This is a genomic window from Delftia sp. PX-1, assembly GCF_055797465.1.
Genome location: NZ_CP184763.1, coordinates 413,613 through 439,345 on the forward strand (window position 1 = coordinate 413,613; position 25,733 = coordinate 439,345).

Here is a 25,733-nt window from a genome sequence, read left to right on the forward strand (position 1 = left end):
CTTGGCGGGCGTGCCGCCTTGCCTGCCCACGCGCCTCGGCCTCGCCTTCGCAACCCCCAAGGACTTCCTGCACTTGTCTGCCCTCAACAATCCCCCCCAATGCAGCCTGCGCCGTGACAACGACGGCCAATGGGCGTTGCTGACCGGCTCCTGGGGCGCGGCCGAGCTGGGCCGGCGGGCGCAATGGCGCAGGCTGCGTGCACAGCTGGCCGACGCCAAGGGCGATGACCTGGGCTGGAACCTGAAAGGGCTGGACTGGCTGGACCACGTGGGCGCGCAACTGCTGTGGAACCACTGGGGCCGTCGCTTGCCCGCGCGCCTGGCGGCCAGCGACGCGCAGCGCGCCATGCTCGACCGCGTGGCCCGTTTTTCCAAGGAGCCTGCACCGCCGGCTCCGCGCCTGAGCCTGCTGGAGCACATCGACAGCCTGGGCTGCCTGGTGATCAACGCCTGTGGCCATTTCGCACAGCTGACGCGGCTCATCGGCCAGTTGCTGATCGACCTGGTGCGCTTTGCGCGTGCCCCGCACCGGGGCCCCTGGCGCGACATTTCCGGCCACCTCTACTCCATGGGCGCCACGGCCCTGCCCATCACGGCCCTGGTGGGCTTTCTGATCGGCGTGGTGCTGGCCTACCTGATGGCGCTGCAGCTGCGCCAGTTCGGGGCGGAATCCTTCATCGTCAACATCCTGGGCATCTCGCTGATCCGCGAGCTGGGCCCGCTGCTGGCGGCCATCTTGGTGGCGGGCCGCACGGGCTCGGCCATCACCGCCCAGATCGGCGTGATGCGCGTCACCGAAGAGCTGGACGCCATGCAGGTCATGGGCATACCGCACGGCTTTCGCCTGGTGCTGCCGCGTGCGCTGGCGCTGGCCATTGCCATGCCCCTGGTCTCGCTGTGGACCACGCTGGCCGCGCTGGCCGGCGGCATGCTGGCCGCCGACCTGACCATGGGCGTCACGGGCGCCTACTTTGCCGAGGCGCTGCCTGCCGCCGTGAAGATCGGCAACCTCTGGATCGCCATGGGCAAGTCCGTGGTCTTCGGCGCCCTCATCGCCTTGATCGGCTGTCACTGGGGCCTGCGCGTGGAGCCCAATACGCAGAGCCTGGGCAAGGGCACGACGGCCTCGGTGGTGTCGGCCATCACCATGGTCATCGTGGTGGATGCGATCTTCGCCATCTTGTTCAAGGACGTAGGCATCTGATGGCCATGGACACCGAAACCTCCTCCACGCCCGCAGCCGACGAGCCCATCGTGCGCATCGCCGGGCTGTGGAGCGTGTTCGGCGAAGGCGAGAACGCCTTTGCCGTGCACCAGGACCTGGACCTGGATGTGCAGCGCGGCGAGATGCTGTCCATCGTCGGCGGCTCGGGCACGGGCAAGACCGTGCTGCTGCGCCAGATGCTGGGGCTGCTGGAGCCCACCAAGGGCCGCGTCGAAGTGCTGGGCCGCCCGGCCAGCGAAATGGGCCGCGAGGGCGCTGCCAGCCGCGTGGGCATGCTGTTCCAGCACGGGGCGCTGTACTCGGCCTTCAGCGTGCTGGACAACGTGGCCTTCGCTCTGCGCGAGCAGGGCACGCTGCCCGACGATCTGGTGCGCGACGCGGCCCTGGTCAAGCTGCAGATGGTGGGCCTCAAGCCCGAGCATGCCTCGCGCATGCCGGCCGATCTCTCGGGCGGAATGATCAAGCGCGTGGCGCTGGCGCGGGCGCTGATCATGGACCCGCCCCTGCTGCTGCTCGACGAGCCCACGGCCGGCCTGGACCCCACCAGCTCCGACGAATTCTGCGAACTGCTGCGCGAGCTGCGTGCCGAGCTGGGCCTGACCGTCATCATGGTCACGCACGACCTGGACACGCTGTTCGCACTGTCCTCGCGCGTGGCCGTGCTGGCCGAGAAGAAGGTGCTGGTCAGCGGCCCGCCGCGCGAGGTGGCCGAGTTCAAGCATCCGTTCATCGAGCATTTCTTCCAGGGCGAGCGCGGCAGGCGCGCGATGAGCACGGTATGAGAAGCCCCCCTGAGTCGCTTCGCGCCTTCCCCCCTCTCGCTTTGCGGGGGGGGACGACACCCTCGCGGCGGGGCGGCCCTTGCTCGGTGTCCCTTGCCTTGGGGTGCGCCGGTTTTGAAGGCCGCGCTCTGAGTGCTGGCCCTGGGGGCTGTGGCCCCATGCCTTGTTTTGCTGGGCTCAACGTTATGGACCATTGATATGGAAAACAAATCACATGCCATGGCGGCCGGCATTTTCGTGCTGGTCGTGGCGGCCCTGCTGGCGGGGCTGGCGATCTGGCTGACGCGCGATACGCGGCAGTACAACGAGTACGAACTGTCCACCAAGGATGGCATCAGCGGCCTGCAGGCCCAGGCCGCCGTGCGCTACAAGGGCGTGGCCGTGGGCAAGGTCACGCGCATCGGGTTCGATCCGCAGACCAATGGCAACGTGCTGATCCGCATCGCCATCGGTGTGAACACGCCCATCACGCCCACCACGTTCGCCGTGCTGGGCTACCAGGGCGTCACGGGCCTGGCCCATGTGCAGCTCGATGATGCGGACCAGCCCCAGCCCCAACTGCCCCCGGGCCCCAGCGGCCTGCCGCGCCTGCCGCTGCGCTCTTCGCCGCTGAGCATGCTGGCCGACCAGGGGCAGGTGCTGCTGGAGCGCGCCGATGAAATCTCGCGCCGCCTCAGCGACATGCTGGACACCGACAACCAAAAGCGCGTGAGCCAGGCGCTGGAGAACATTGCGGCCGCTGCCGCAGGCGTGCAGCAGCTCACGCAGAACCTGGACCGCACGCTGTCCACCCAGGTGCCGCAGCTCGCCGCCGACGCCCACAACACCCTGCAGTCGCTGGAGAAGGCCAGCAACGGAGCCGCCGCCGTGGCGTCCGAGCTGCAGCAGACCGTGCGCCGCGTGAACGCGCAGGACGGGCCGCTGGAGCAGATCGCCCAGAGCACGCGCGCACTGACCCGCATGGCCGATTCGCTGGGCCGCAGCACGGTGCCGCACGCCAACCGAGCGGCCGATGATGTCTCGCGCGCCGCGCGCCAGATGGGCACGGCGGCCAGCCGCTTCAGCGACAACCCGCAGGCCGTGATCTACGGGCCGGGCCAGGCCCGTCCGGGGCCGGGCGAGCCCGGCTTCGTCGCCCCGTCTGCAGCCACCCAGCCCTGACCGAGGAACCCGCATGTCCCCATCTCGCAAGACCGCCGTGGCCAGCGCTGGACTGGCCGCCGCCCTGATCCTGCTGGCCGGCTGCTCGGCCCTGCCGCAGCCCCCCGCCCAGCCCGCACGCTATGACTTCGGGCTGGCGCCGCTGTCCACGCCCGCGCAGTCCGCCACATCCGCCGCCCCGCAGGCACGCACGCCGCTGGCGCTGGCCGATGTGGAGGCCCCCGCCCTGTCCGACGGCAGCACGGCCATGTTCTACCGCCTGGCCTATGCCAACGGCCAGGAACTGCGCCCCTACCAGCTGGCGCGCTGGAGCCAGCCTCCTGCACTGCTGCTGCAGCAGCGCCTGCGCAGCCAACTGGGCCTGCAGCGCCCCGTGCTGGCCAGCAGCGAAAGCGTGGCCCAGCCGCGCCTGCAAGGCGCCGTGCCCACGCTGCTGCGCGTGGACATCGAAGAGTTCAGCCAGGTCTTTGACGCGCCCGGCTCCAGTGCCGGCGTGGTGCGCCTGCGCGCCACCCTGGTCGAGCAAAGCGGTGCTGTGGACCGCCTGCTCGGACAGAAGGTGTTCGAGGTGCGCAGTCCTGCAGCTTCGGGCGATGCGGCGGGCGGCGCCCAGGCCCTGGCCAAGGCCACGGATGCGGCCATTGCGCAGATCGATGCGTGGCTGGGGCAGCAGGGGCACTGAGCGGCTGCTGGATTTCCAGCCCATCCATTCTCTTGAGAACGGCTGGTGGGTGCATTGCATCCGCTGGCCGTTTTTTGTTTTTGGCAACTGGCTCTGCACGCAAGTGGACTTTTTCTGCCCCTGCCGGATGGTTGCTTTTCGAGGCCGGGTCTCGGCCCGGCAGCCGACTGCCCTTTTCTTGATTCGCCAAGAAAGGTCAGATCACGAAGCAAGCCTGTCCTTCGGCAGGCTTGCAATCCCGCAACCGCCACGGCGCAGGTGCGGACATACGGGGAAAAGGTCGGTACTCAGGGCAGGGGCGGGCCGCGCCTGACCCAGCGCTTCCCGCGCGTCCGTCAGGGGCTGTAGTCCCGATCCCACCGTCTCGGCTGCCCCTGGGACGACCGTCAACACTAGGTCCAGACTACGACGCGCAGCCCCCAGGTTTTTTACAGTGGAACCGTCGCTGATGCAGATCGCGGCTTTGAAAAAACAAGGCCTGATTGCACGGCACGACTTCAACATCACTGAAAGGAACAAGCCATGAATGAAGACCGCATCAAGGGCAACTGGAAGCAATTCACCGGCAAGATCCGTGAGCAATGGGGCAAGCTCACCGATGACGATCTGGACGTGATCGCCGGCAAGCGCGAGCAATTCCTGGGCAAGCTGCAGGAGCGCCAGGGCCTGGCCCGCGACGCTGCCGAAAAGCAGCTGACCGACTGGCAAAAGCGCAACCCCGACTTCCGCTTCGAAGACTGACGAGGGTGGACTGCGGATGGGCTGGTCGCCCTGGCCGGCGCCCCCATCCGCTCCTCGATAGCCGGCATGCCCCCAGGGCATGCACCCAAGGCCCGCCGCCGCAGGCATCAAGGGCCACCTCAGTACAAATACAAGGAGTTCCATCATGCAAACACCGCAACGCTTTCGCCACATGCTGTCCGCCGTCGCCCTGGGCCTGATGGCCTCCGGCGCCATGGCCATGACCAATGCCGAGCACACGGCCGCCAAGAACCAGATCGAGGCCGACTACAAGGCTGCCAAGGAACAGTGCAAGCCGCTCAAGGACAACGCCAAGGACGTCTGCGAGAAGCAGGCCAAGGGCCAGGAAAACGTCGCCAAGGCTGAACTGGAATCGCGCCGCAATCCTTCGCCCAAGAACAGCGAAAAGGCACTCAAGGCCAAGGCTGATGCGGACTACGACATCGCCAAGGAAAAGTGCGATGACCTCAAGGGCGACGCCAAGGACGTCTGCGTGAAGGATGCCAAGGCTGCCCATGTGCGTGCCGTCGAAGCCGCCAAGGTGAACAAGGCCCAGGCCGAACCTGCCGCCAACTCTGCCGCCAAGGCCGCCAACGTGGCCGAGACCCGCAAGGACGCTGCCGAGGAAACCCGCGAAGCCGACTACAAGGCTGCCAAGGCCCGTTGCGACACCATGAGCGGTGACGCCAAGGATGCCTGCGTGGCGGATGCCAAGCGTAAATATGGACAGTAAGCTCCCCCTGAGCGGCTGACGCCGCTTCCCCCTCTCTACCCGCTTCGCGGGGGAGGAGGACGACGCCCTCGCCGCGAGGCGGCTCTTGCTTGGCGTCCCTGATGTTGGGGCGCGCCAGTTTTATCCGCCTTGACCAAGCCCCGCTCGCGGGGCTTTGCTGTTTTCGGGTTGGCTGATGTGGGTCAAACGGGTTGGGCGGTGCTGTTCCTAAGCTGCAGTCTTTCATGATGAAGGCAGGAGAAGCATATGGCCGTGCTGGAATGGAGCGGAGCGCTGGCATTGGAATTGCCGGCCATGGACGAGGTGCACCAGGAGTTCGTGCTGCTGCTGGCCGAGGTGGAGGCGGCCGATGATGCGCAGCTGTGCGTGCGCTGGGATGAGCTGATCGCGCATACGCAAGTGCACTTCGACCAGGAAGACCGCTGGATGCAGTCCACGCGGTTCACCAGCACCAACTGCCACAGCCTGCAGCACAAGGTAGTGCTGCAGGTGATGCGCGAGGGGGCGGCCAAGGCGGCAGCGGGGGATCTGGCCGTGATCCGCAGCATGGCGGGCGAGCTGGCGGCCTGGTTCGTGCACCATGCGCAGACCATGGATGCGGCGCTGGCCCTGCATCTGCGCAGCGCGGGCTTCGATCCCGCCACGGGCTCGCTGGCCCACCCCGAGGCCTTGCCCGAGCAGCCCATCACGGGCTGCGGCGGTGCATGCGACGGCAGCGCCGACCGCGCGCGGGCCGTGCCGGCCTGATCCGGCGGGCCTTCAATCGGCCAGCCAGCCCGCTCAGGGCACGATCGCGGGCGAGGCCAGGATGGGGAAGATCTTCACCAGCCCGCCCGCCATCACCTCTACGGCCAGGGCCGCGAGGATCAGGCCCATGAGCCGCGTCATCACGTTGATGCCGGTCTTGCCCAGCACGCGCGCAATCGGGTCGGCCAGCGAAAAGCAGACCATCACCACCAGCGCCACCACCACGCCATAGCCCACCAGCGCCAGGTGCTGCCAGATGGTGCGTGCCTGGTCGGCATAGATCACCACGGTGGACATGGAGGCCGGCCCTGTCAGCAGCGGAATCGTCAGCGGCACCACGGCAATGCTGTTGCCCATGGCGGCCTTTTCCGCGCCTGCCGCCAGCGTGGGCGCGTTGGGCCGTTCCTCGGCCGGGCGGGCGTTGAGCATGTTCATCGCGCTGATCAGCAGCAGCAGGCCGCCGCCCACCTGGAAGCTCTGCAGCGAGATGTTGAAGAAGTCCAGCACCTGCAGCCCGATGATGGCGCAGGCCGCGATCACGCAGAACGAGGCCAGCGCCGCCGTGCGAATGGTCTGCTGGCGCTGCTGGGCGCTGAATCCCTCGGTGTAGTGGATGAAGAAGGGGACGATGGCCAGCGGGTTGATGATGGCCACCAAAGTGATCAGCGGTTTGAGGTCCATGGTTGCCTTGGAGCTAGAGGTTGCCGCCCGAGATATCGACCAGGCTGCCCGTGGTGTAGTGCGAGCCGTCGGACATCAGCCAGAGGATGGCGTCGGCCACCTCCTCGGCCCTGCCGCCGCGCTGCATGGGCACGTTGGGCGCCAGGCGCTCGACGCGGTCGGGCTGTCCGCCGCTGGCGTGGATGTCGGTCTCTATCAAGCCGGGCCGCACGGCGTTCACGCGTATGCCCTGGGCGGCGACTTCCTTGGCCAGGCCCAGCGTCATCACGTCCAACGCGCCCTTGGCGGCCGCATAGTCCACGTACTGGCCCGGTGCGCCCAGCCGCGAAGCGATGCTGGAGACGTTCACGATGGCGCCACCCCTCCCGCCGTGGCGGGTGCTCATGCGCCGCACGGCCTCGCGCGCGCAGATGAAGCTGCCGATGGTATTGACGCGGAACATGCGCTCCAGCCGCTGCACGCTCATCTCGGCCACGGTCTGCGCGCGGTCCACCACACCGGCGTTGTTGACCAGGGCATCCAGCCGGCCGAACTGCGCATCCACCGCACCGAACAGGGCCAGCACCTCGGCTTCGTCGCCCACATCGGCCTGCACGGCCAGCGCGCGGGTGCCGGCCAGTTGCACGTCGGCCACCACGGCCTCGGCCGCATCGCGCTGGTGCTGGTAGCTGATCACCACGTCCCAGCCCCGGTGCGCTGCCATGCGTGCCGTTGCGGCGCCTATGCCGCGGCTGCCGCCGGTGATGAGCACGACTTTTCGTTCCATCGAATGTCTCCTGTGAAAGAATTGCCGCACGGGCCGGCCCGCCGCCATTACAGCATTGCGGGGCGCGTCCGCCCACCGGGAAATCACAACAGGTTCTCAGACAGAAAGGAACGCGGACATGGGCAGTTTTGTGCAGTTGACTTCATTGGATGGCACGTCTTCGCCGGCCTGGGTGGCCCGCCCCGACGTGCCCGCGCGCGGTGCCATCGTCGTGCTGCAGGAGATCTTCGGCGTCAACGCCCATATCCGCGCCGTGACCGACCGGCTTGCGGCGCGGGGCTATGTGGCCGTGGCGCCGTCACTGTTCACGCGTGTGGAGCCGGGTGTGGACCTGGGCTACGGCGACGCCGACCGTGCCAAGGGCATGGCGCTGAGATCCGCCGCCGAGGCGCTGCCCCAGCCCGGCGTGCTGCCCGAGATCGAGGCCGCCATCGCCCATGCCGCCACGCTGGTGCCCGGCGGCAAGGTGGGCATCGTGGGCTTTTGCTGGGGCGGCCTGTGGGCCTGGCGCGCGGCCTGCAACCTGCCCAGCCTGTCGGCTGCGGCCTGCTACTACGGCGGCGGCATGACCACGCCGCTGGAGATGGGCCGCGAGCCGCTGTGCCCCGTCATCGCCCACTTCGGCCGGCGCGATGCGCACATTCCCGTGGACGCCGTGCAGGCCTTCGCCCAGGCGCAAAAGCATGTGCAGGTGCACCTGTACGACGCCGACCACGGCTTCAACTGCGACCAGCGCAGCGCCTACGACGAGGCCAGCGCCCTGCAGGCGCGCGATCGCACGCTGGCCTTCTTCGACCAGCACCTGGCCTGATCTGCCGTGCCGGGCGTGGCCCGGCATGGAAAATCCAGGCATCGGGATTTCCGGGAGTGCTGCTTGAAACCCGGTGCCTGATGCAATAGGCTTTCCAGAAGTCTCAACAGGAAAGGATGTCCATGCGACCGTCCGTGGTACTCGACATGAATCGCAGCGCAGTGCGTGAAATGGCCAGCCGTTTCCGCACTGCGAACCCGCGCGTCTTCGGCTCCGTGCTGCATGGCACCGACCGGGACGGCAGCGACCTCGACCTGCTGGTCGATGCATTGCCGGGCGCGACGCTGTTCGACCTGGGCGGCCTGCAGGACGAGCTGGAATCGCTGCTCGGCCTTCGCGTTGGTCTGCTGACGCCCGGAGACCTGCCGCTGAAGTTCCGTGCCCAGGTGCTTGCGGAGGCGCAGCCGATATGAACGGGCATCGCCTTCCCGATTACCTCGATCACATACAGCAGGCCGCAACGGATGCCTGTAGCTTCGTGGAGGGCTTGGCCAAGGAGGATTTCCTGGAGGACAAGCGCACCCAGCAGGCCGTCATCATGAGCCTCGTCATCATCGGCGAGGCTGTCACGAAGGTCATGGATGGCTATGCCGAGTTCGCCCAGACACACGGGCAAGTGCCATGGCGCAACATGCGCGGCATGCGCAACCGCATCGCCCATGGCTATTTCGACATCAACCTCGATCTGGTGTGGGACACCGTGCAGACGGCCTTGCCTGAATTGCTCAGGCAATGGCCATCCATTCGCCGGGATGCGGACGGCGCCAGGCCGGGCTGACCGGTGCTGCGCGAGTGTCCGCAACTGGCCTGATCAACCCCCGGGGTCCGGATCACAGGCCGGCCCCGGCGTCGCCTTGCGCGCCTGCACGGTCTGCAGCGTGCCCCGCAGCGCGCGCTGCTGCGCGGTCAGGAAGCTCATCAGCCCGCCCAGGTCGCTCAGTTGTTGGTCTGGGCCAGCCATGCAGCACAGGTCGATCACCAGGCCCATCTGGTGCATGCAGTCCTTGAGGCGATAGACCTCGTATTCGGAAATGGGGTAGTACAGGCTGGTTTCTTGACCGGGCGTGCACACAGGGGCGAAGGGAAAGGCCGGGGTGATTGTTTCGCCGGGGACGGTGGTGTCAGCCATGGCGGCTCCTTTGCGACAGGTGTAGAACCTGCCTCCCCCCCGCCAAGAGGGGTGGCAGGACTGTGCAGGTTGGCGGACCGGGCAAAGGAGCCGGCACCCCCTTGCGGAGGTCCCGCACAGCCCCGCCAAAACGGAACTGTGCCCAGCGCAGCACACTGGGAAGATGGAAAAGCCGCTGTCTCGTTGTAAAGACAAACGGCTGCTGCTCCTTTGCTTTCGGGCCGCCAAGCCCGAATCCCCCGAGGGGATCGCGAAATGGTACTCCAAATGCGCGTTCTGCCGCGCTCTGAAGCCAGGCTCAACCTTGGGGTTGCTGCGCGTGCAGCCCCATGTGGTACAGCCCCCAGGGCGCCTGCGCAAAACGTTCCTTGAGCGGCTTGCCTGCCAGATCGGCAATGCGGTCGGCGTCGTACATGGCCCATTGCGGGCCCAGGCCGCCCAGGCCCAGGCGCCGGCCGTCCATGTGCGTGGCCAGCAGCATGCGCCATTGCAGGGCCTGCGCCAGCGGCAGCTGGGCGCGGTAGCCGTCGATGGCCTGCAGGGTGATCCACTGGCCCTTGGCCGCTGCGGCGGCGGTGTCCACGCCGGCCGCCTGCAGCACGGTGGCCAGCAGCGGGCCGCGCAGCCGGTGGGGCTGGCCGTCGTATTCGATATGGGGCGTGATCTCCACCGTGGGCAGGCGCTCCAGCGCACCGGCCCCTGTGGTCCAGGCCGAGTCGAAGGCCAGGCCATGGTTTTTCAGCAGCAGATCGGCCACCGGGTCCAGCGGCCCCCGGTTGCCGCGCACGCCGGGGCCGCTGATGGTGAGCACGGCGGCTTCGGTGCTTTTCCCGGGGGCGGCGGGGGCGGCCAGGGCCCTTTCGCACAGGGCCAGGCCGGTGGCTGCGCTGGCGGCCAGCAGGCTGCGGCGTGAAAGCGGGCTCCGGCTTGCGGATGCGGTCATGGGGAACTCCTGGGGGTGCGTGGCGATGTGCCAGCGCCGATTTTCCGTGAAGTGCCCATCCTGCGCGACAACGCCGCGCCCGCTGCGGTCAGCAGGCCCAGCAGCGCAATCCCCCCGGCGCCCAGCGCTGGAATGGGCGCCGCAGATGGTGCGGGGGCCGCCGTGACGGTCACGGTGTTGCTGTCCGAGCCGGAGGTATTGCCATCACCGGGCACATAGCGCGCCTGCACCGTGGCCGTGCCCGGTGGCAGCCGGGGCACGCTGCAGCTGGCCTGCCCGCCGGTCACCGGAACGCTGGCGCACAGCACCTGCGTTCCGTTCAAGAAATCCACCGTGCCGCTGGCGCCGGCAGGCAGCGTGACCTGGACGCTGAAAGTCACGCTCTGGCCATGGCCTGGCGCAGCGGGGGAGGCCGACAGGTGGGCGCTGGTGGCTGCCGGGCCGATCACCACGGTCACGGCTGCGGCTTCGGTGGTGGCGCCGTTGGCATCGGTGGCGGTCAGCGTGAAGCTGTAGCTGCCTGCCGCCTGCGTGGCTGGAGCCGAGAGGGTGCCGGCGGCCTGGCTGAAGCCTGCGGGCAAACCGCTCACGCTGTAGCTGAACGGCCCCACGCCGCCGCTGGGCACGGGCGCCAGCGGCTGGCTGTAGGCCGTGCCGTAGGTGCCGGAGGGCAGGCTTGCCGTGACGCTGAAGGCCGTGAAGCTGGCCTGCACGCTCCTGGCTGCATCGATGGTGACGCTGCACGTGGACGTGCTGCCGCTGCAGGCATCACCCCAGGTGGCAAAGGCATGGCCAGCGTCGGGCGTTGCGGCCAGGGTCACCAGGGTGGGCGCGCCTTCGAAGTAGCCATAGCCGGCCTGGCACAGGCCGCCTGGGCGGCCGCAGTCCTGTATGGCACCCGTGGCTGCAGGCGGGGAGGCCTGCGCCGATACGCCGCCCACGCCGCTGGTCAGAACAGTCAATGCCGCCTGGAAGACGTTCGCCTCCACGGCGCCGATGTCGCACCGCGCACCCTGCGGCCGGGCCACGCCGCGCTGGTCCGTGCCGGGTGCGGCAGTGCAGGCCACCCCGTCCAGTGCCGGGCTGCCGGTGGTGTTCAACATGGTCTGGGTGGGGCCGCCGTGGCTGGCCAGGGGGCCGAGCTGCGGGTTGCCCGTGGTGAAGGCCAGGGCGCTGATGTCGGCATTGTTCAGGGCCTGCGCCAGGCCCAGCAGATTGTTGCTGCCGCTGGCATCGCTGGTGCCGCCATTGCGCAGGTCCAGCACCACGTCCCTGCCAGCGGGCTGTTTGGTGGCCGGCTCGAACACGCTGTCCTGGGCAATGCTGGCCTGCATCTGCAGCGAGGCACCGCTGCGGGTGCAGCTGATGTTGCCACCCGCACTGCAGGCCGCCTGGGAATCGCCCAGGCTATAGATGGCGCCGCCTTGCGCGGCCGGGTTGTCGTCGCCATTGGCCTGCACGGTATTGCCGGCCAGGGTGGAGAAACGGATGGTGAGCACGCCGTTGTAGTTGAAAACGGCGCCACCCAGGCCGGCGCCGCCGCCGCTGCTGTTGCCCAGCCCGCCGTGTGCACCGTTGCCAGCCAGGGTGACCTGGTTCAGCGTCAAGGTGCCTGCGTTGTTGAAAATGGCCCCTCCCATGCCGCCTGCGCCACCGCCAGCGTCGAAGGGGCCGCCCCCACCGTTGCCGGCGCCGAAGCCGCCACCGCTGCCACGACGGCCACCACCACCGCCAAAGCCGCCACCGCCGGAGCCGCCGCCGCCACCACCGAAGCCGCCGTTCTTGCCGCTGGCGCTGCCACTGCCACCGCCCAGGCCGCCATCGTCCGGGCCGCCAGCGTTCGGCCCTCCCCCCGGGGACAAAGTCCCATCCTCGCCCACGCCGGCACCTGCAAAGGAGTTCAAGGAAAGCCTGCCTCCTTGCCCCCCTTGTGCGTGATTGCGCGTGAGCGTGCTGCGTTCGATGGTGAGCTGGCCCCGATTGAAGATGGCACCGCCCGCACCCAGCGCGCCGCCGCCAAAGCGGCTGGAGCCGCCTGTGGCCTGCCCCCCGGCCAGGGTCAGGCCGCGCAGGACCAGGCCACCCTGCGCATCGATGTCGAACAGCCGGAAGCCGGGTGCGGTACCGAGGCGCTGCACGCTCACGCCCTGGGGCGTCAGGCCATTGGCGGTGGCATCGATGGTGATGTGCTTGCCGCTGATGAAGAAGGCGCTGGGGCCGAACTGCGAGACGTAGCCGGGCCAGCTGGCCAGCGGCAGGCAGGTGGCGCCGGCGGCCTGCCCGGTGTCCAGGCAGTTGGTAAAGCGGGTCAGCGAGATGGTTTGTCCATCCAGGGCCGCGCCGAAGACGATGGTGTCGCCATCGGCGGCATGGTTGATGGCGTCGCGCAGGGTGTCGCAGTTGCGGTCGCCTGCGGCAGGCGAGCATTGCGCACGAGACAGCGGCTCGGTGTCTGCAATCTCGCCGGCGGTGGTGACGGTGAGTGTGGCGGCCTGGGCCGCGGCGCCGGCAAGGGCCAGTGACAACCCGACCGTCAGGCCCGGCAATGTCCGGACCCAGGGGCTTGGCGTGGGCATGGGTGGTGCGTCGGCTGCAGCAGACGGGTGGATGATGGACATGGCGGACCCCCTCGGTAGGCACAGCATCTCGGTGATGTGCTGAAGAGGGCAAATCTATGGGGTGTCCGGCTTTCTGTATGTCCCCCGTTCGGGCTACATGGCCGATGAGAGGAGCGGGGCCGCCATGCCGCCCATGTCACCTATCCGGGCGACATGACAGCGGTCTTGTTCCATGTGAACATGCGGCCCTCGCCACGCACTCCACCTCCATGGACACGCACACAGACCCTTCCTCTGCCGCCGCGACGGGTGGCGCCACACCCATCCGCGTGGCCGTGGTGGAGGACGACGCCGCCTGCCGCCATGCCCTGGTGGGCGTGATCAATGCCGCGAAGGACATGGTCCTGTGCTGGGCGGCAGCCAGCCGCACGGAGGCCCTGCACCAGCTCGGCCGGGCCGATGGGGCCGGTGCCATGGACGTGATGCTGGTGGACCTGGGCCTGCCCGACGGCAGCGGCCTGGAGGTGATTGCTGCCGTGCGTGCCCGCCATCCCGGGGCGGCGGTGATGGTCAGCACCATCTTTGGCGACGAGCAGCATGTGCTGGCCGCCATCGAGGCCGGCGCCATGGGCTATCTGCTCAAGGACCTGGCCGCCGACGCGGTGCTGGAGGAAGTGCGCAGCCTGCACGCGGGCGGCAGCCCCATCAATCCCATGGTGGCGCGCAAGCTGCTGCTGCGCCAGCAGCGGGCCGGGGCGGTGGCAGGGCTGGAACGGCCTGTGGAGCCGCAGGCCGCCGCGCAGGCGCTGTCCACGCGCGAGCTGGAGGTGCTGCGCCTGGTGGCGCGCGGCCATACGCTGGACGAGGTGGCGCGCCAGCTGGGCGTGTCGCGCCACACGGTGCGCACCTTCGTGCGGCGCGTCTACGGCAAGCTGCAGGTGTCCAGCCGCACGCAGATGATGCATGTGGCCTTGCAGCGCGGCTGGCTGGCCGAGGGGCGGCAATGAGCGCCGCCACGGTGGGCAGATGACGCAGCCGCTGCTGCAGGGGAGGGTCTTGCTGGTTTCGGCGGGACTGGTGGCGCTGGCGATGCTGCTGGCGGGGGCATTCGGGCTGCGTGGCCCCGCCGCAGGCGAAGCGGTGCAACTGCGCCAGGCGCAGCTGTGGCGGTCGGACAGCCCGCACTGGGCGCCGCCTGCGGCGCTTGCGTCGGCCGACGACGCGGTGCTGGATGCATCGACGCCGTGGAGCGATGTGGACCTGCCCTATGGGGGCGACAGGGCCGTGTCGGGCAGCGGCGACCTGGCAGCGGCGCCGCCCGAGGTGCGCTGGTTCCGCGCCGTGGTGCCGCCTGAAGCCCTGGTGCCTACGCCGCAGGGCGCGCGCCTGTATATCCCGCGCTGGCAGACGGTGGGCACGGTGGCGGTGTATGTGGATGGGAAGCTGGCCTGGCAGACGCGCGGCAGCCGGGTGTGGAACAGTTTCAACCGGCCGGTGTGGCTGGACCTGGGCGGGCTGGCGCAGCCGGGCAGACCGCTGCAGGTGCATGTGCGCATGGCCAGCCAGCAGGGCGTGGGCGGGGCGCTGTCCAGCCTGTGGGCGGGGCCGGCCGAGTCGCTGCGCCTGTCCTGGCGGCTGCGCAGCCTGCTCCAGGCCGATCTGGTGGTCTATACGGCAGGCTCCTACCTGGTGCTGGGCCTGTTCGCGCTGGCGCTGTGGACGCTGCAGCGGCGGCGCGGGGATGTGGTGTTCCTGCTGTTCTTCCTGATGTCGCTGTGCCAGTTGCTGGGCTCGCTGCAGTTCATGGTGGACGGCGAGGGGCTGGCCCTGTCGGACGGCTGGTTCTCCTGGCTGACGCTGGCCGGCCTCATGGGCGCCACGGTGGCGGCCTTCCATTTCCTGTGCCTGATGCAGCGCAGGCGCCGGCCATGGCTGGCCCGGGTGCTGCAGGGCTACGTGGGCACGGTGCTGCTGGTGGCGGTGCCGCTGTGGGGGCCGGCGCACGAGACCATCCTGCCGCTGCTGCGGCTGCTGATGGTGCCGCCGGAGATCCTGGTGCTGTGCATGGCCGTGGCGGGCGCCTGGCGCATGCGCGATGGCGGCAGCACCATGCTGGCCGTGTGGATGCTGCTGTCGTTTCCCATCGGCTTCCATGACCTGGCGCTGCAAAGCTACCTGATCAGCATAGAGAGCATCTACCTCACGCCCTATGTGTACCTGGGGCTGTTCACGCTGTTCCTGCTGGTGGCCTACCGGCGCTACAACGGCGCGCTGGCCGTGGCCGAGAACGCCAACCTGCATCTGGCGGAACGGCTCAAGGCCCAGGAGGCGGAGCTGGCCCAGGCCCATGAGCGCCTGCTGGCCGTGGAGCGCGAGCAGACGCTGATGCAGGAGCGCCAGCGCCTGATGCGCGAGATGCACGACGGCGTGGGCTCCTCGCTGATGAGCGCGCTGCGCGTGGTGGAGTTCAACCAGGCCGGCACGGTGGACCTGGTGCAGCTGCTGCAGGAGTGCATCGATGACCTGAAGCTGTCCATCGACTCGCTGGAGCCGCTGGACTGCGACCTGCTGGCGCTGCTGGCCGGGCTGCGCTACCGGCTGGGGCCGCGCCTGGAGGGGGCGGGGCTGCGGCTGCACTGGGAGGTGAGCGACCTGCCCGCGCTGCCCTGGCTGGATGCGCAGGCCGCCCTGCATGTGCTGCGCATCCTGCAGGAGGTGCTGACCAACATCATCAAGCACAGCGGCGCGCGCGAGATTACGGTGCGCACGGCCCAGGCCCCCCTGGACGGCCGGGCCGGCGTGCAGGTGCTGGTGGAGGACGACGGCCACCCCTTCGACCGCGCCCAGGCACCCATCGAGGGCCGCAAGGGACTGGTGAACATGCGCACACGCGCGCTGGCGCTGCAGGCGCGGCTGGACTGGGCGCCGCTGGCCGGCGGCAATCGCTTCACGCTGTGGATGCCGCTGGAGCGGGCGGGGCCCTAGCCCTGCGCCGTGCGCGCCATGTAGCGCTTGCGCCAGAAGAACATGGTCAGGCCCACGGCAATCGCCATCATCGAGCCCATGGCCCACCAGAAGCCGTCCTGCTTGTGCACCAGGGGGATGAACTCGAAGTTCATGCCGAAGATGCCGGCAATCAGGTTCAGCGGCAGGAAGACGGCCGTCAGCGCGGTCAGCGTGCGCATGATGTCGTTGGTGCGGTTGCTCTGCACCGAAAAATGCATCTGCACCACGGTCTCGGTGCTTTGCTCCAGCCGCCGCACATGGTGGACCACGCGCTCTATGTGTTCCAGCACGTCGCGGCTGCGCACCTTGAGCAGGTCCAGCTCGCGCAGCGCCGCCGCGCCCTCGGGAGGCGCCCAGGTCTCCAGCGCGTCGATCCAGTCCTGCACGGCAGCGCGCTGGTCTTCGCAGACTTCGTCCAGCTCATGCAGGGCCAGCCGTGCGTCCAGCAGCGCCCCCCAGTTGGCAAAGCGCGTGCGCGGGCGCAGCAGCTCGGTCTGCCAGTGGTCCAGCTGGCGCGACAGTTCGCGGCGCAGGTCCAGGAAGCCGTCCACGATGAGGTTGACCACGCGCAGCATGAGGTCGGCCGGGCTGGCCGGCAGCCGCGTGCCGGAGGTGGGGTTCAGCCGTCCCTCGCGCAGATCGCTGGGCATGGCGGCCAGCAGCCGCGCGGCATAGGCGTCGCGCACGGTGCAGTCGTCGGGGTGCACGGACAGCAGCACCTGGTCGAACATGGCAAAGCCCACGGGGCTGGTGTCGATGTTGCGCAGCACGGGCGGGCCTGTGCGGCGCACGGGAGGCGAGGGGGGCGCCGCCTGCGCCGCAGGCGAAGAGGCCGTGCCGGCCTGCGCGGCGGCACGCGCCTGCCCGCTGGCCAGGCGGCGAAAGACCAGCAGGTCGTACTGCGAGGTGTAGTCGTAGCGCGATGGCAGCTGGGCGTTGAGCAGGTCCGAGACATGCAGGTCCACCAGCTGCTGGCCCGACAGCAGCTGCAGCGTGCGCTGCACGTCGGCCAGCCGCTCCTGCAAGGTGGCGCGGGTGCAGGAGATCCACAGGAAGCCCTGCGCGGGCGCCTGCCCGGGCAGGTCGGCCAGTTCGGTGGCGCCGCCCGGCTGCAGGTGGAAGATGCGCATGTTCCTGGCGTTCCCGGCTGAGGGAGCGGCTCCCGTGCCCGTGGGCGGCGTCACCGGCGGCATGCGTTCAGCCGCGCAGCTTGCGCGCGGCGTCGATGGCGAAGTAGGTCAGGATGCCGTCGGCACCCGCGCGCTTGAAGGCCAGCAGCGATTCCATCATCACCTGGTCATGGTCCAGCCAGCCGTTGGCGGCGGCGGCCTTGAGCATGGCGTACTCGCCGCTGACCTGGTAGGCGAAGGTGGGCACGCCGAATTCGTCCTTGACGCGGCGCACCACGTCCAGGTACGGCATGCCGGGCTTGACCATGACCATGTCCGCACCCTCGGCCAGGTCCTGGGCGACTTCGCGCAGGGCCTCGTCGGTGTTGGCGGGGTCCATCTGGTAGACGTTCTTGTCGGCCTTGCCCAGCGCGCCGCGCGTGCCCACGGCATCGCGGAACGGGCCGTAGAAGGCGCTGGCGTACTTGGCGCTGTAGGCCATGATGCGGGTGTGGATGTGGCCGTGGGCCTCCAGCGCCTCGCGGATGGCGCCGATGCGGCCGTCCATCATGTCGCTGGGCGCCACCATGTCCACGCCGGCCTCGGCATGGGTGAGGGCCTGGCCTACCAGGACCTGCACGGTCTCGTCGTTGATGATGTAGCCGGACTCGTCGAGGATGCCGTCCTGGCCGTGGCTGGTGTAGGGGTCCAGGGCCACGTCGGTCATCACGCCCAGTTGCGGGAACTCCTTCTTGAGCGCCCGCACCACGCGCGGGATCAGGCCGTCGGGGTTGAGCGCCTCCTTGCCGTCGGGCGTCTTCAGCGAGGTCTCGATGGCGGGGAACAGCGCCAGGAACGGGATCTCCAGCTGCACGCACTGCTCTGCCACGGGCAGCAGCAGGTCCAGGCTCAGGCGGTCCACGCCGGGCATGGAGGGCACGGCCTCGCGCTGGTTCGTGCCTTCGTGCACGAACACGGGGTAGATGAAGTCATGGGCCGTGAGCACGTTCTCGCGCACCAGATTGCGCGTGAAGGCGTCGCGGCGCAGGCGGCGGGGGCGGTTGAGCGGGAAGGGGGTGGGGCTGGACAGATGCATGCCGAAAATTGTGCCCCATTCCCGCCGCAGGCCCCGCAACCCCGGCGACGACGCCGGCACGCGGGACTCGGCTTTTGCGCCTGCGCAGCCTGGCGCACCCCTGTACGCACGTACACTGCCCGCATGCTGTGGGTCAAAGCCTTTCATATCGTTTTCGTGGCAAGCTGGTTCGCGGGCCTGTTCTATCTGCCTCGCATCTTCGTCAATGTGGCCATGGTCACGCCCGGCTCGGTGGCCGAGCGTGAGCGCCTGCTGCTCATGGCACGCAAGCTGCTGCGCTTCACCACGCTGCTGGCCGTGCCCGCATTGGGCCTGGGCCTGTGGCTGTACCTGGGCTACGGCATCGGCAAGGGGCCGGGCAACGGCTGGATGCATGCCAAACTGGCCGGCGTGCTGCTGGTCATCGGCTACCACCATGCCTGCGGGCGCCTGCTGCGCAAGCTGATCGACAACCGGGACCAGCACAGCCACCGCTGGTTCCGCTTCTTCAACGAGGTGCCGGTGCTGCTGCTGGCGGCCATCGTCATCCTGGTGGTCGTCAAACCTTTCTGAGAAACCGTTCCAACGAAGAGGGAGGCAGGGCGTGGTGCAAAAGACTTCGGCCTGGCCGCTGGCACTGGTCTATGCGGTGCTCATCGTTTTCGCCAGCCTGTTTCCCTTCGATGGCTGGCGTGCCCAGGGCATTGATCCGCTGGTCTTCCTGACGGCAAAGATCCCGCCGCCGTACTGGACCTGGTTCGACGTCAATACCAATATCGTCGGCTACGCGCCGCTGGGCTTTTTCCTGGCGCTGGCCCTGGTGCGCAGCGGCAGCCCGCGCGCGGCCGTGCCGCTGGCGGCGCTGGCAGGCACCCTGCTGTCGCTGTCCATGGAGTTCCTGCAGATCTACCTGCCGCGGCGCGTTCCCTCCAATCTGGATCTGGTGCTCAATGCGGGCGGCACCTTGTTGGGCGCGCTGGTGGCGCTGCTGCTGGAGCGCCTGGGCGCCCTGGCGCGCTGGAGCGCCTTTCGCACCCATTGGCTGGGCGAGGATGGCGGCGGCGCCATGGTGCTGCTGGCGCTGTGGCCCTGGGCGCTGCTCTTTCCCGCCGCCGTGCCCTTTGGCCTGGGCCAGGTGCTGGAGCGGCTGGAGCAGGGGCTGCTGGATCTGCTCGAAGGCACGCCCTTTCTCATGTGGCTGCCGCTGCGCGAGTCGGCCCTGACGCCGCTATCGCCCGTGACCGAGATGCTGTGCGTGATGCTGGGCCTGTGGGTGCCCTGCCTGCTGGCCTATTGCGTGATGCGCCACATGGGTCGGCGCGCCGTGCTGGCGGGCTCGGCCATTGTGATCGGCATCGCGGTCTCGGCGATGTCGGCCGCGCTGAGCTGGGGGCCTGCCCATGCCTGGGAGTGGGTGGACCTGCCGGTGCGCATGGGCGTATGGGGCGGCGTGGGCCTGGCCATGGTGGCCCTGCCGCTGCCGCGCCGCGCCTGTGCAGCCCTGCTGATGCTGGTGCTGGTGCTGCAACTGAGCATCCTGAACCAGGCGCCCACCAGTGCCTATTTCTCCGAGACGCTGCAGGCCTGGGAGCAGGGGCGTTTCATCCGCTTCTACGGGCTGGGGCAGTGGCTGGGCTGGCTGTGGCCCTATGCCACCCTGGTCTACGTGCTGCTCAGGGTGGCGCGCCGCGATGCAGGGCCGCTGCCGCCTGCACCTTCAGCGCCCCCGGCGCCTTCGGGGCAGCAGACGCAGGCCTAGAATCCGCTGCATGAGCGAAAACCCACGTCCCGGGGCCGAAGGCGGCCAGCAAGGCGCAGGCAACTACTATGCGCGCCACATCTTCTTTTGCCTCAACGAGAGGCCTGGCGGCGAGGACTGCTGTGCGCTGCACGGCGCCAAGGCAGGCTTCGACCACTGCAAGAAGCAGGTCAAGCAGCTGGGCCTGGCCGGCAAGGGCCAGGTGCGCGTGAACAAGGCCGGCTGCCTGGACCGCTGCGCGGGCGGGCCCGTGGCCGTGGTCTACCCCGAAGGCACCTGGTACACCTTCGTGGACGAGACCGATATCGACGAGATCGTCGAGTCCCATCTCAAGAACGGCCAGCCCGTGGAGCGCCTGCTGCTGCCGCCCGACGTGGGCCGCTGAGCACCGGCTGGAACTTTGGGCCTTTCCGGGCATCAGTGCTTTGTCAGCTTGGACTGGCTGCTACTACTAGGATAGCGATTGTGAATGCGCAGACCGAACGTTTGACCCTGACCGGCCTTGCCGGGGCCGTGGAGGCCCTGCGCGACGCGCCGGCCGCCGATGCGACTGCGCGCGGCGTGGCCATCATCGCCCACCCCCATCCGCTGTTTGGCGGCACCATGGACAACAAGGTGGTGCAGACCCTGGCGCGGGCCTTCGTGCAGTGCGGCTACACGGCCGTACGCTTCAACTTCCGTGGCGTGGGTGCCAGTGCCGGCGAGCACGACGCAGGCATCGGCGAGGCCGAGGACATGCTGTCCGTGGTCCGCCAGGTCGCTCCCGAAGGGCCGATCGCGCTGGCGGGCTTTTCCTTCGGCGCCTTCGTCACCAGCCATGTGCTGGCGGGCCTGTGGAATGAAGGCCGGGTGGAAAAGGCTGTGCTGGTGGGCACGGCGGCCAGCCGTTTCTCGGTGGCCCCCGTGCCGCCCGAAGCCCATGACCGGACATTGGTGGTGCACGGCGAGGCCGATGACACGGTGCCGCTGTCGGCCGTCATGGACTGGGCGCGCCCGCAGATACTGCCTGTTACCGTCGTGCCCGGGGGCGGTCATTTCTTTCACGGACAATTGCCGCTGCTCAAGAGTCTCGTGGTCCGCCATTTGCGCTCACTTCCCTAGCGGCCCGCGCCGCTGCTCAATAGGCCCGCCCCAGCCGGCGGCATCTTCCGCCTTTCCTGCTTTACCTGCCCTTTAGCGAGAGTTTTCCTCATGAAGCCCATTTCCTCCACGCTGCGAGTCCTGGCACTGGCAGCGGCCATGGCGCCGGCCCTGGCGCTGGCGCAGATCACCCCGCCCCAGCCGCCCGAGATCGCGGCGCGCAACTATCTGCTGGTCGATGTCACCGCCAACCAGGTGCTGGGTGCCAAGGACATCGATGCGCCCATCGAGCAGGCCTCGCTGACCAAGCTGATGACCGGCTACCTGGTCTTCGACGCACTGCGCGCCAAGAAGATCACGCTGGAGCAGCGCCTGCCCGTCAGCGAGCGCGCCTGGAAGATGCCGGGCTCGCGCATGTTCATCGACCCCAAGATGCAGGTGCCGGTGGATGACCTGATCAAGGGCATGATCGTGCAATCCGGCAACGACGCCACCATGGCCCTGGCCGAAGGCGTGGGCGGCTCGGCCGAGAACTTCGTGCGGCTCATGAACGAGCAGGCCAAGGCGCTGGGCATGAAGAACACCAGCTACAAGAACCCCGAAGGCCTGACCGAGCCCGGCCACCTGACCACGGCGCGCGACCTGTCCATCCTCGCGCAGCGCCTGATGCAGGACTTCCCCGAGTACATGCACTACTACTCGACCAAGAAGTACTTCTACCCGGGCACGCCGGCCTCCAACGGCACCAACCGCAACTCGCTGCTGTTCCGCGACCCGACCGTGGACGGCCTCAAGACCGGCCACACCGCTGCGGCCGGCTACTGCCTGGTGGCCACGGCCAAGCGCGATCTGCCCAACGTGGGCAGCCGCCGCCTGATCTCCATCGTGCTGGGCGCCGCCAGCGAGAACGCGCGCGCCAATGAAAGCCAGAAGCTGCTGAACTGGGGCTATGCGGCCTTCGACTCGGTCAAGCTGTTCGATGCCGAGCAGGCCGTGGCCACGCCCGAGGTCTGGAAGGGCAAGGCGGGCACCGTCAAGATCGGCCGCACCACGCCCATCGTGGTCACCGTGCCGGCCGGCAGTGGCGGCAAGCTGAGCACCGAAGTCGTGCGCCAGGACCCGCTGATCGCTCCGTTCACCAAGGGCCAGGCCATGGGCACGCTCAAGGTCAAGCTGGGAGCCGACACCGTGGCCGAAGTGCCGCTGGTGGCGCTTGAAGGCGTGGAGCAGGCTGGCTTCTTCGGCCGTGCCTGGGATGCGATCCGCCTCTGGATCAAGTAAGCCCCGCGCCTGTCGCGCAGGCCCTCGCGTACCGGCTTGAAGGGGGTGCAGTTGTGCGATCTCCTGCAAGCTGGTACAGTCGAGGGCTTTTCGGAATTTCCGAAGGGATTCACGTTTTCGCTTTTCGCAAGCAATTCACGTTTAGGGACGTTTATTAATGCCAACCATTAACCAACTCGTGCGTCAGGGCCGCACGGTCGAAGTTGTCAAATCCAAGAGCCCTGCTATGGAAAACTGCCCTCAGCGCCGCGGCGTGTGCACCCGTGTGTACACCACGACGCCCAAGAAGCCTAACTCCGCTCTGCGTAAGGTTGCCAAGGTGCGCCTGACCAACGGCTTCGAGGTCATCTCCTACATCGGTGGTGAAGGCCACAACCTTCAAGAGCACAGCGTTGTGCTGGTGCGCGGCGGCCGTGTGAAGGACTTGCCCGGTGTGCGTTACCACATCGTGCGTGGCTCCCTTGACCTGCAAGGCGTCAAGGACCGCAAGCAAGCCCGTTCCAAGTACGGCGCGAAGAAGCCCAAGGCCAAGTAAGCCCTGCGTTTTTTCGAAGAAGGTGCTGTATCCCGCGTGGCGCGAGATCCAGCGTAGTGACCCCAAACGCAAGTGTTTTGCGCGGGTCGAGTAAGTGGGAGTCCTGTTGGCTCTCGCGGTGTCTGAAAAGACGCCAACTGAAGCAAGATAGAGGTAAAAAATGCCACGTCGTCGCGAAGTCCCCAAACGTGAAATCCTGCCGGATCCCAAGTTCGGCAATGTCGAGCTGTCCAAGTTCATGAACGTGATCATGGAAGGCGGCAAGAAGGCGGTCGCAGAACGCATCATCTACGGTGCCCTGGACCTGATTCAAAAGAAGCACCCTGACAAAGACCCGCTGGAAGCCTTCATCGTTGCCATCAACAACGTGAAGCCCATGGTCGAAGTGAAGTCCCGCCGCGTCGGCGGTGCCAACTACCAGGTGCCCGTCGAAGTGCGTCCCGTGCGTCGCCTGGCCCTGTCCATGCGTTGGCTGAAGGAAGCTGCACGCAAGCGCGGCGAGAAGTCCATGGCCCAGCGCCTGGCCAACGAGCTGCTCGAGGCCACCGAAGGCCGTGGCGGCGCCATGAAGCGCCGTGACGAAGTGCACCGCATGGCCGAAGCCAACAAGGCGTTCAGCCACTTCCGCTTCTAAGAGCGCTTCGCTCCTGATCAGACGGGCCGCATGCATTTTTGCCTGCGGCCTTGTCTCGATTAGGAGCATCCCCAGATAAGACTGCTGTCCGTCTGCACCATGAGGCTGGAACGGGCAGAGACTCCCTCCATACGATCAATCAAGGATCCATCATGGCTCGCAAGACCCCCATCGAGCGCTACCGCAATATCGGTATCTCCGCCCACATCGACGCCGGCAAAACCACCACCACCGAACGTATCCTGTTCTACACCGGTGTGACCCACAAGCTGGGCGAAGTGCACGACGGCGCTGCTACGACCGACTGGATGGAGCAAGAGCAAGAGCGCGGCATCACCATCACTTCCGCTGCAGTGACCTGCTTCTGGAAGGGCATGGACCTGTCCTACCCCGAGCACCGTTTCAACATCATCGACACCCCCGGCCACGTGGACTTCACCATTGAGGTGGAGCGTTCCATGCGCGTGCTGGACGGCGCCTGCATGGTGTACTGCGCCGTGGGCGGCGTGCAGCCCCAGTCGGAAACCGTGTGGCGTCAGGCCAACAAGTACAAGGTGCCTCGTCTGGCCTTCGTGAACAAGATGGACCGTACCGGCGCCAACTTCTTCAAGGTCGTCGAGCAGATGAAGCTGCGCCTGAAGGCCAACCCCGTGCCCGTCGTGATCCCGATCGGTGCCGAAGAAAACTTCAAGGGCGTGGTCGACCTCGTCAAGATGAAGGCCATCATCTGGGACGAAGCCTCGCAAGGCATGAAGTTCGAATACCACGAAATCCCCGCCGAGCTGGTGGAGACCGCCAACAAGTGGCGTGAAAATCTCGTGGAAGCCGCTGCCGAAGCCAGCGAAGACCTGATGAACAAGTACCTGGAAGAAGGTACTCTGTCCGAAGAAGACGTGAAGGCCGGCCTGCGCGCTCGTACGCTGGCTACCGAAATCCAGCCCATGCTGTGCGGTACCGCCTTCAAGAACAAGGGTGTGCAGCGCATGCTGGACGCCGTGATCGACTACCTGCCGGCGCCTGTGGACATCCCTGACGTCACCGGTACCGATCCCGAAAACGAAGAAACCAAGCTCAGCCGCAAGGCAGACGACGGCGAAAAGTTCTCGGCCCTGGCCTTCAAGCTGATGACCGACCCGTTCGTCGGCCAGCTGACCTTCGTGCGCGTGTACTCGGGCGTCCTGACCAAGGGCGACACCGTGTTCAACTCGGTCAAGGGCAAGAAGGAGCGTATCGGCCGTATCGTGCAGATGATGGCCAACGAGCGCGTGGAAGTCGAAGAAATCCGCGCCGGCGACATCGCTGCCTGCGTGGGCCTGAAGGACGTGACCACCGGCGAAACGCTGTGCGCCGTCGAAGCTCCCATCGTGCTGGAACGCATGGTCTTCCCCGAGCCCGTGATTGCACAGGCCGTGGAGCCCAAGTCCAAGGCCGACCAGGAAAAGATGGGCATCGCCCTGTCGCGCCTGGCTGCTGAAGATCCGTCCTTCCGCGTGCGCACCGATGAAGAATCGGGCCAGACCATCATCGCCGGCATGGGCGAGCTGCACCTGGAAATCATCGTTGACCGCATGAAGCGCGAATTCAACGTGGAAGCCAACGTGGGCAAGCCCCAGGTGGCCTACCGCGAAACCATTCGCCAGAAGGTTACCGATGTGGACGGCAAGTTCGTTCGCCAGTCCGGCGGCAAGGGTCAGTACGGCCACGTCGTGCTGACCCTGGAACCCCAGGAAGCCGGCAAGGGCTTCGAGTTCGTCGACGAAATCAAGGGCGGTGTGGTTCCTCGCGAATACATCCCTGCGGTCGAGAAGGGCGTGATCGAGGCGCTGACTTCCGGCGTGCTGGCCGGCTACCCCGTGGTGGACGTCAAGGTGCGCCTGACCTTCGGTTCGTACCACGATGTGGACTCGAACGAAATGGCCTTCAAGATGGCTGCCATCTTCGGCTTCAAGGAAGGCGCCAAGAAGGCCAGCCCCGTCATCCTCGAGCCCATGATGGCCGTGGAAGTCGAGACGCCTGAAGACTACGCCGGCACCGTGATGGGCGACCTGTCCTCGCGTCGCGGCATGGTGCAGGGCATGGACGACATGGCCGGCGGTGGCAAGTCCATCAAGGCCGAAGTGCCGCTGTCGGAAATGTTCGGCTACGCCACTTCGCTGCGTTCGCAGACGCAAGGCCGCGCTACGTACACGATGGAGTTCAAGCACTACGCCGAAGCTCCCCGCAACGTGGCCGAAGCCATCGTGGCTGCTCGCGCCAAGTAAGGCTTTTTGTATAATCGAAGGCTTTTGAGTCGCA

At 67.6% G+C, this 25,733-nt stretch carries 27 protein-coding genes; 20 read left to right on the top strand and 7 right to left on the bottom strand.

All coding sequences use genetic code 11. The annotated features are described in order from the left end of the window. Positions 1-73: 73 nt before the first annotated feature. The 7 genes from ACN20X_RS01905 (at position 74) to ACN20X_RS01935 (ending at position 6,071) form a co-directional block, all read left to right on the top strand. On the top strand, positions 74-1,204 hold the full coding sequence (locus ACN20X_RS01905; RefSeq protein WP_473210243.1) for an MlaE family ABC transporter permease: 1,131 nt from the start codon (positions 74-76) through the stop codon (positions 1,202-1,204). Then, positions 1,204-2,007, top strand: a complete 804-nt coding sequence (locus tag ACN20X_RS01910; protein ID WP_012202305.1) for an ABC transporter ATP-binding protein — start codon at positions 1,204-1,206, stop codon at positions 2,005-2,007. Before ACN20X_RS01905 ends, ACN20X_RS01910 begins: the two co-directional genes overlap by 1 nt. 198 nt (positions 2,008-2,205) lie before the next feature. Beyond that, positions 2,206-3,168, top strand: a complete 963-nt coding sequence (locus tag ACN20X_RS01915) for an MlaD family protein (protein ID WP_016448535.1) — start codon at positions 2,206-2,208, stop codon at positions 3,166-3,168. A gap of 13 nt (positions 3,169-3,181) precedes the next feature. Next, entirely contained in the window at positions 3,182-3,850 is a 669-nt protein-coding gene (locus ACN20X_RS01920) for an ABC-type transport auxiliary lipoprotein family protein (protein WP_016453581.1), read from the top strand. Positions 3,851-4,372: 522 nt separating this feature from the next. Next, on the top strand, positions 4,373-4,591 hold the full coding sequence (locus tag ACN20X_RS01925) for a CsbD family protein (protein ID WP_012202308.1): 219 nt from the start codon (positions 4,373-4,375) through the stop codon (positions 4,589-4,591). A gap of 145 nt (positions 4,592-4,736) precedes the next feature. Further along, a complete protein-coding gene (locus ACN20X_RS01930) occupies positions 4,737-5,324 on the top strand; it encodes a hypothetical protein (protein WP_016448533.1) in 588 nt (195 codons plus the stop codon). 246 nt (positions 5,325-5,570) lie between these two features. Beyond that, positions 5,571-6,071 carry a hemerythrin domain-containing protein gene (locus tag ACN20X_RS01935; protein ID WP_016448532.1) on the top strand — a complete coding sequence of 167 codons (501 nt, stop codon included), beginning with the start codon at positions 5,571-5,573 and terminating at the stop codon, positions 6,069-6,071. A 33-nt stretch (positions 6,072-6,104) separates the two neighbouring features. On the opposite strand, the gene ACN20X_RS01940 is transcribed toward ACN20X_RS01935, so the two are convergent. Both ACN20X_RS01940 and ACN20X_RS01945 read right to left on the bottom strand, forming a co-directional pair. After that, on the bottom strand, positions 6,105-6,752 hold the full coding sequence (locus tag ACN20X_RS01940; protein WP_016448531.1) for a MarC family protein: 648 nt from the start codon (positions 6,750-6,752) through the stop codon (positions 6,105-6,107). Positions 6,753-6,765: 13 nt separating this feature from the next. Beyond that, positions 6,766-7,518: an SDR family oxidoreductase gene (locus ACN20X_RS01945; protein ID WP_016453579.1), complete on the bottom strand. Its 753-nt coding sequence runs from the start codon at positions 7,516-7,518 to the stop codon at positions 6,766-6,768. A 118-nt stretch (positions 7,519-7,636) separates the two neighbouring features. Here ACN20X_RS01945 and ACN20X_RS01950 point away from each other — a divergent pair, with 118 nt between their 5' ends. The 3 genes from ACN20X_RS01950 (at position 7,637) to ACN20X_RS01960 (ending at position 9,107) form a co-directional block, all read left to right on the top strand. Next, positions 7,637-8,329 (top strand): dienelactone hydrolase family protein, encoded by a 693-nt coding sequence (locus tag ACN20X_RS01950; protein WP_473210244.1) that lies wholly within the window; start codon positions 7,637-7,639, stop codon positions 8,327-8,329. A 122-nt stretch (positions 8,330-8,451) separates the two neighbouring features. After that, positions 8,452-8,742 carry a nucleotidyltransferase family protein gene (locus ACN20X_RS01955; RefSeq protein ID WP_473210245.1) on the top strand — a complete coding sequence of 97 codons (291 nt, stop codon included), beginning with the start codon at positions 8,452-8,454 and terminating at the stop codon, positions 8,740-8,742. Beyond that, complete coding sequence (locus ACN20X_RS01960; protein WP_013800235.1) at positions 8,739-9,107, top strand: HepT-like ribonuclease domain-containing protein; 369 nt, start codon at positions 8,739-8,741, stop codon at positions 9,105-9,107. The genes ACN20X_RS01955 and ACN20X_RS01960 overlap by 4 nt, the downstream gene beginning before the upstream one ends. A gap of 33 nt (positions 9,108-9,140) precedes the next feature. On the opposite strand, the gene ACN20X_RS01965 is transcribed toward ACN20X_RS01960, so the two are convergent. The 3 genes from ACN20X_RS01965 to ACN20X_RS01975 all read right to left on the bottom strand — a co-directional run bounded on the left by ACN20X_RS01965 (position 9,141) and on the right by ACN20X_RS01975 (position 13,019). Then, positions 9,141-9,458 carry a hypothetical protein gene (locus ACN20X_RS01965; RefSeq protein WP_017405501.1) on the bottom strand — a complete coding sequence of 106 codons (318 nt, stop codon included), beginning with the start codon at positions 9,456-9,458 and terminating at the stop codon, positions 9,141-9,143. A 298-nt stretch (positions 9,459-9,756) separates the two neighbouring features. Next, a complete protein-coding gene (locus ACN20X_RS01970) occupies positions 9,757-10,401 on the bottom strand; it encodes a molybdopterin-dependent oxidoreductase (RefSeq protein ID WP_473210246.1) in 645 nt (214 codons plus the stop codon). Further along, entirely contained in the window at positions 10,398-13,019 is a 2,622-nt protein-coding gene (locus ACN20X_RS01975; protein ID WP_473210247.1) for a choice-of-anchor Q domain-containing protein, read from the bottom strand. Before ACN20X_RS01975 ends, ACN20X_RS01970 begins: the two co-directional genes overlap by 4 nt. 209 nt (positions 13,020-13,228) lie before the next feature. On the opposite strand from ACN20X_RS01975, the gene ACN20X_RS01980 reads away from it, so the two are divergent. Together ACN20X_RS01980 and ACN20X_RS01985 are read left to right on the top strand one after the other, a co-directional pair. After that, positions 13,229-13,966: a response regulator gene (locus ACN20X_RS01980; RefSeq protein ID WP_473210248.1), complete on the top strand. Its 738-nt coding sequence runs from the start codon at positions 13,229-13,231 to the stop codon at positions 13,964-13,966. Between the two features lie 19 nt (positions 13,967-13,985). Further along, entirely contained in the window at positions 13,986-15,944 is a 1,959-nt protein-coding gene (locus tag ACN20X_RS01985) for a sensor histidine kinase (protein WP_473210249.1), read from the top strand. Here the strand turns inward: ACN20X_RS01985 and ACN20X_RS01990 are convergent. Further along, positions 15,941-17,158 carry a magnesium transporter CorA family protein gene (locus tag ACN20X_RS01990; protein ID WP_473210250.1) on the bottom strand — a complete coding sequence of 406 codons (1,218 nt, stop codon included), beginning with the start codon at positions 17,156-17,158 and terminating at the stop codon, positions 15,941-15,943. The two genes, ACN20X_RS01985 and ACN20X_RS01990, sit on opposite strands and share 4 nt — an antisense overlap. Before the next feature lie 4 nt (positions 17,159-17,162). Next, positions 17,163-18,170 carry a porphobilinogen synthase gene (hemB, locus tag ACN20X_RS01995; protein ID WP_034347899.1) on the bottom strand — a complete coding sequence of 336 codons (1,008 nt, stop codon included), beginning with the start codon at positions 18,168-18,170 and terminating at the stop codon, positions 17,163-17,165. A 123-nt stretch (positions 18,171-18,293) separates the two neighbouring features. Here hemB and ACN20X_RS02000 point away from each other — a divergent pair, with 123 nt between their 5' ends. From ACN20X_RS02000 to fusA, 8 genes are all read left to right on the top strand, one after another. After that, positions 18,294-18,722, top strand: a complete 429-nt coding sequence (locus tag ACN20X_RS02000) for a CopD family protein (RefSeq protein WP_016453572.1) — start codon at positions 18,294-18,296, stop codon at positions 18,720-18,722. Positions 18,723-18,753: 31 nt separating this feature from the next. After that, complete coding sequence (locus ACN20X_RS02005; RefSeq protein ID WP_074922622.1) at positions 18,754-19,908, top strand: VanZ family protein; 1,155 nt, start codon at positions 18,754-18,756, stop codon at positions 19,906-19,908. Positions 19,909-19,918: 10 nt separating this feature from the next. Next, a complete protein-coding gene (locus tag ACN20X_RS02010; RefSeq protein WP_016448519.1) occupies positions 19,919-20,293 on the top strand; it encodes a (2Fe-2S) ferredoxin domain-containing protein in 375 nt (124 codons plus the stop codon). Positions 20,294-20,373: 80 nt separating this feature from the next. Then, entirely contained in the window at positions 20,374-21,009 is a 636-nt protein-coding gene (locus ACN20X_RS02015; protein ID WP_017405508.1) for an alpha/beta hydrolase, read from the top strand. Positions 21,010-21,099: 90 nt separating this feature from the next. Beyond that, positions 21,100-22,269 (top strand): D-alanyl-D-alanine carboxypeptidase family protein, encoded by a 1,170-nt coding sequence (locus ACN20X_RS02020; protein ID WP_016453570.1) that lies wholly within the window; start codon positions 21,100-21,102, stop codon positions 22,267-22,269. A gap of 157 nt (positions 22,270-22,426) precedes the next feature. After that, positions 22,427-22,804, top strand: a complete 378-nt coding sequence (rpsL, locus tag ACN20X_RS02025; RefSeq protein ID WP_003059441.1) for a 30S ribosomal protein S12 — start codon at positions 22,427-22,429, stop codon at positions 22,802-22,804. A 160-nt stretch (positions 22,805-22,964) separates the two neighbouring features. Next, complete coding sequence (gene rpsG, locus ACN20X_RS02030; RefSeq protein WP_016448516.1) at positions 22,965-23,438, top strand: 30S ribosomal protein S7; 474 nt, start codon at positions 22,965-22,967, stop codon at positions 23,436-23,438. A gap of 152 nt (positions 23,439-23,590) precedes the next feature. Continuing rightward, on the top strand, positions 23,591-25,699 hold the full coding sequence (fusA, locus tag ACN20X_RS02035) for an elongation factor G (RefSeq protein WP_016448515.1): 2,109 nt from the start codon (positions 23,591-23,593) through the stop codon (positions 25,697-25,699). Positions 25,700-25,733: the final 34 nt, after the last annotated feature.

What these genes read in the sequence shown, in the direction of transcription:
- ACN20X_RS01915 (WP_016448535.1), top strand. Translation starts at nt 2,206, where the DNA reads ATGGAAAACAAATCACATGCCATGGCGGCCGGCATTTTCGTGCTGGTC.
- ACN20X_RS02020 (WP_016453570.1), top strand. Translation starts at nt 21,100, where the DNA reads ATGAAGCCCATTTCCTCCACGCTGCGAGTCCTGGCACTGGCAGCGGCC.
- ACN20X_RS01965 (WP_017405501.1), bottom strand. Translation starts at nt 9,458, where the DNA reads ATGGCTGACACCACCGTCCCCGGCGAAACAATCACCCCGGCCTTTCCC.
- ACN20X_RS01910 (WP_012202305.1), top strand. Translation starts at nt 1,204, where the DNA reads ATGGCCATGGACACCGAAACCTCCTCCACGCCCGCAGCCGACGAGCCC.
- fusA (WP_016448515.1), top strand. Translation starts at nt 23,591, where the DNA reads ATGGCTCGCAAGACCCCCATCGAGCGCTACCGCAATATCGGTATCTCC.
- hemB (WP_034347899.1), bottom strand. Translation starts at nt 18,170, where the DNA reads ATGCATCTGTCCAGCCCCACCCCCTTCCCGCTCAACCGCCCCCGCCGC.
- ACN20X_RS01935 (WP_016448532.1), top strand. Translation starts at nt 5,571, where the DNA reads ATGGCCGTGCTGGAATGGAGCGGAGCGCTGGCATTGGAATTGCCGGCC.
- ACN20X_RS02000 (WP_016453572.1), top strand. Translation starts at nt 18,294, where the DNA reads ATGCTGTGGGTCAAAGCCTTTCATATCGTTTTCGTGGCAAGCTGGTTC.
- ACN20X_RS01950 (WP_473210244.1), top strand. Translation starts at nt 7,637, where the DNA reads ATGGGCAGTTTTGTGCAGTTGACTTCATTGGATGGCACGTCTTCGCCG.
- ACN20X_RS01980 (WP_473210248.1), top strand. Translation starts at nt 13,229, where the DNA reads ATGGACACGCACACAGACCCTTCCTCTGCCGCCGCGACGGGTGGCGCC.
- ACN20X_RS01940 (WP_016448531.1), bottom strand. Translation starts at nt 6,752, where the DNA reads ATGGACCTCAAACCGCTGATCACTTTGGTGGCCATCATCAACCCGCTG.
- ACN20X_RS01970 (WP_473210246.1), bottom strand. Translation starts at nt 10,401, where the DNA reads ATGACCGCATCCGCAAGCCGGAGCCCGCTTTCACGCCGCAGCCTGCTG.
- rpsL (WP_003059441.1), top strand. Translation starts at nt 22,427, where the DNA reads ATGCCAACCATTAACCAACTCGTGCGTCAGGGCCGCACGGTCGAAGTT.
- ACN20X_RS01960 (WP_013800235.1), top strand. Translation starts at nt 8,739, where the DNA reads ATGAACGGGCATCGCCTTCCCGATTACCTCGATCACATACAGCAGGCC.
- ACN20X_RS01930 (WP_016448533.1), top strand. Translation starts at nt 4,737, where the DNA reads ATGCAAACACCGCAACGCTTTCGCCACATGCTGTCCGCCGTCGCCCTG.
- ACN20X_RS01945 (WP_016453579.1), bottom strand. Translation starts at nt 7,518, where the DNA reads ATGGAACGAAAAGTCGTGCTCATCACCGGCGGCAGCCGCGGCATAGGC.
- ACN20X_RS01975 (WP_473210247.1), bottom strand. Translation starts at nt 13,019, where the DNA reads ATGTCCATCATCCACCCGTCTGCTGCAGCCGACGCACCACCCATGCCC.
- rpsG (WP_016448516.1), top strand. Translation starts at nt 22,965, where the DNA reads ATGCCACGTCGTCGCGAAGTCCCCAAACGTGAAATCCTGCCGGATCCC.
- ACN20X_RS01920 (WP_016453581.1), top strand. Translation starts at nt 3,182, where the DNA reads ATGTCCCCATCTCGCAAGACCGCCGTGGCCAGCGCTGGACTGGCCGCC.
- ACN20X_RS01985 (WP_473210249.1), top strand. Translation starts at nt 13,986, where the DNA reads ATGACGCAGCCGCTGCTGCAGGGGAGGGTCTTGCTGGTTTCGGCGGGA.
- ACN20X_RS01955 (WP_473210245.1), top strand. Translation starts at nt 8,452, where the DNA reads ATGCGACCGTCCGTGGTACTCGACATGAATCGCAGCGCAGTGCGTGAA.
- ACN20X_RS01990 (WP_473210250.1), bottom strand. Translation starts at nt 17,158, where the DNA reads ATGCCGCCGGTGACGCCGCCCACGGGCACGGGAGCCGCTCCCTCAGCC.
- ACN20X_RS01925 (WP_012202308.1), top strand. Translation starts at nt 4,373, where the DNA reads ATGAATGAAGACCGCATCAAGGGCAACTGGAAGCAATTCACCGGCAAG.
- ACN20X_RS02010 (WP_016448519.1), top strand. Translation starts at nt 19,919, where the DNA reads ATGAGCGAAAACCCACGTCCCGGGGCCGAAGGCGGCCAGCAAGGCGCA.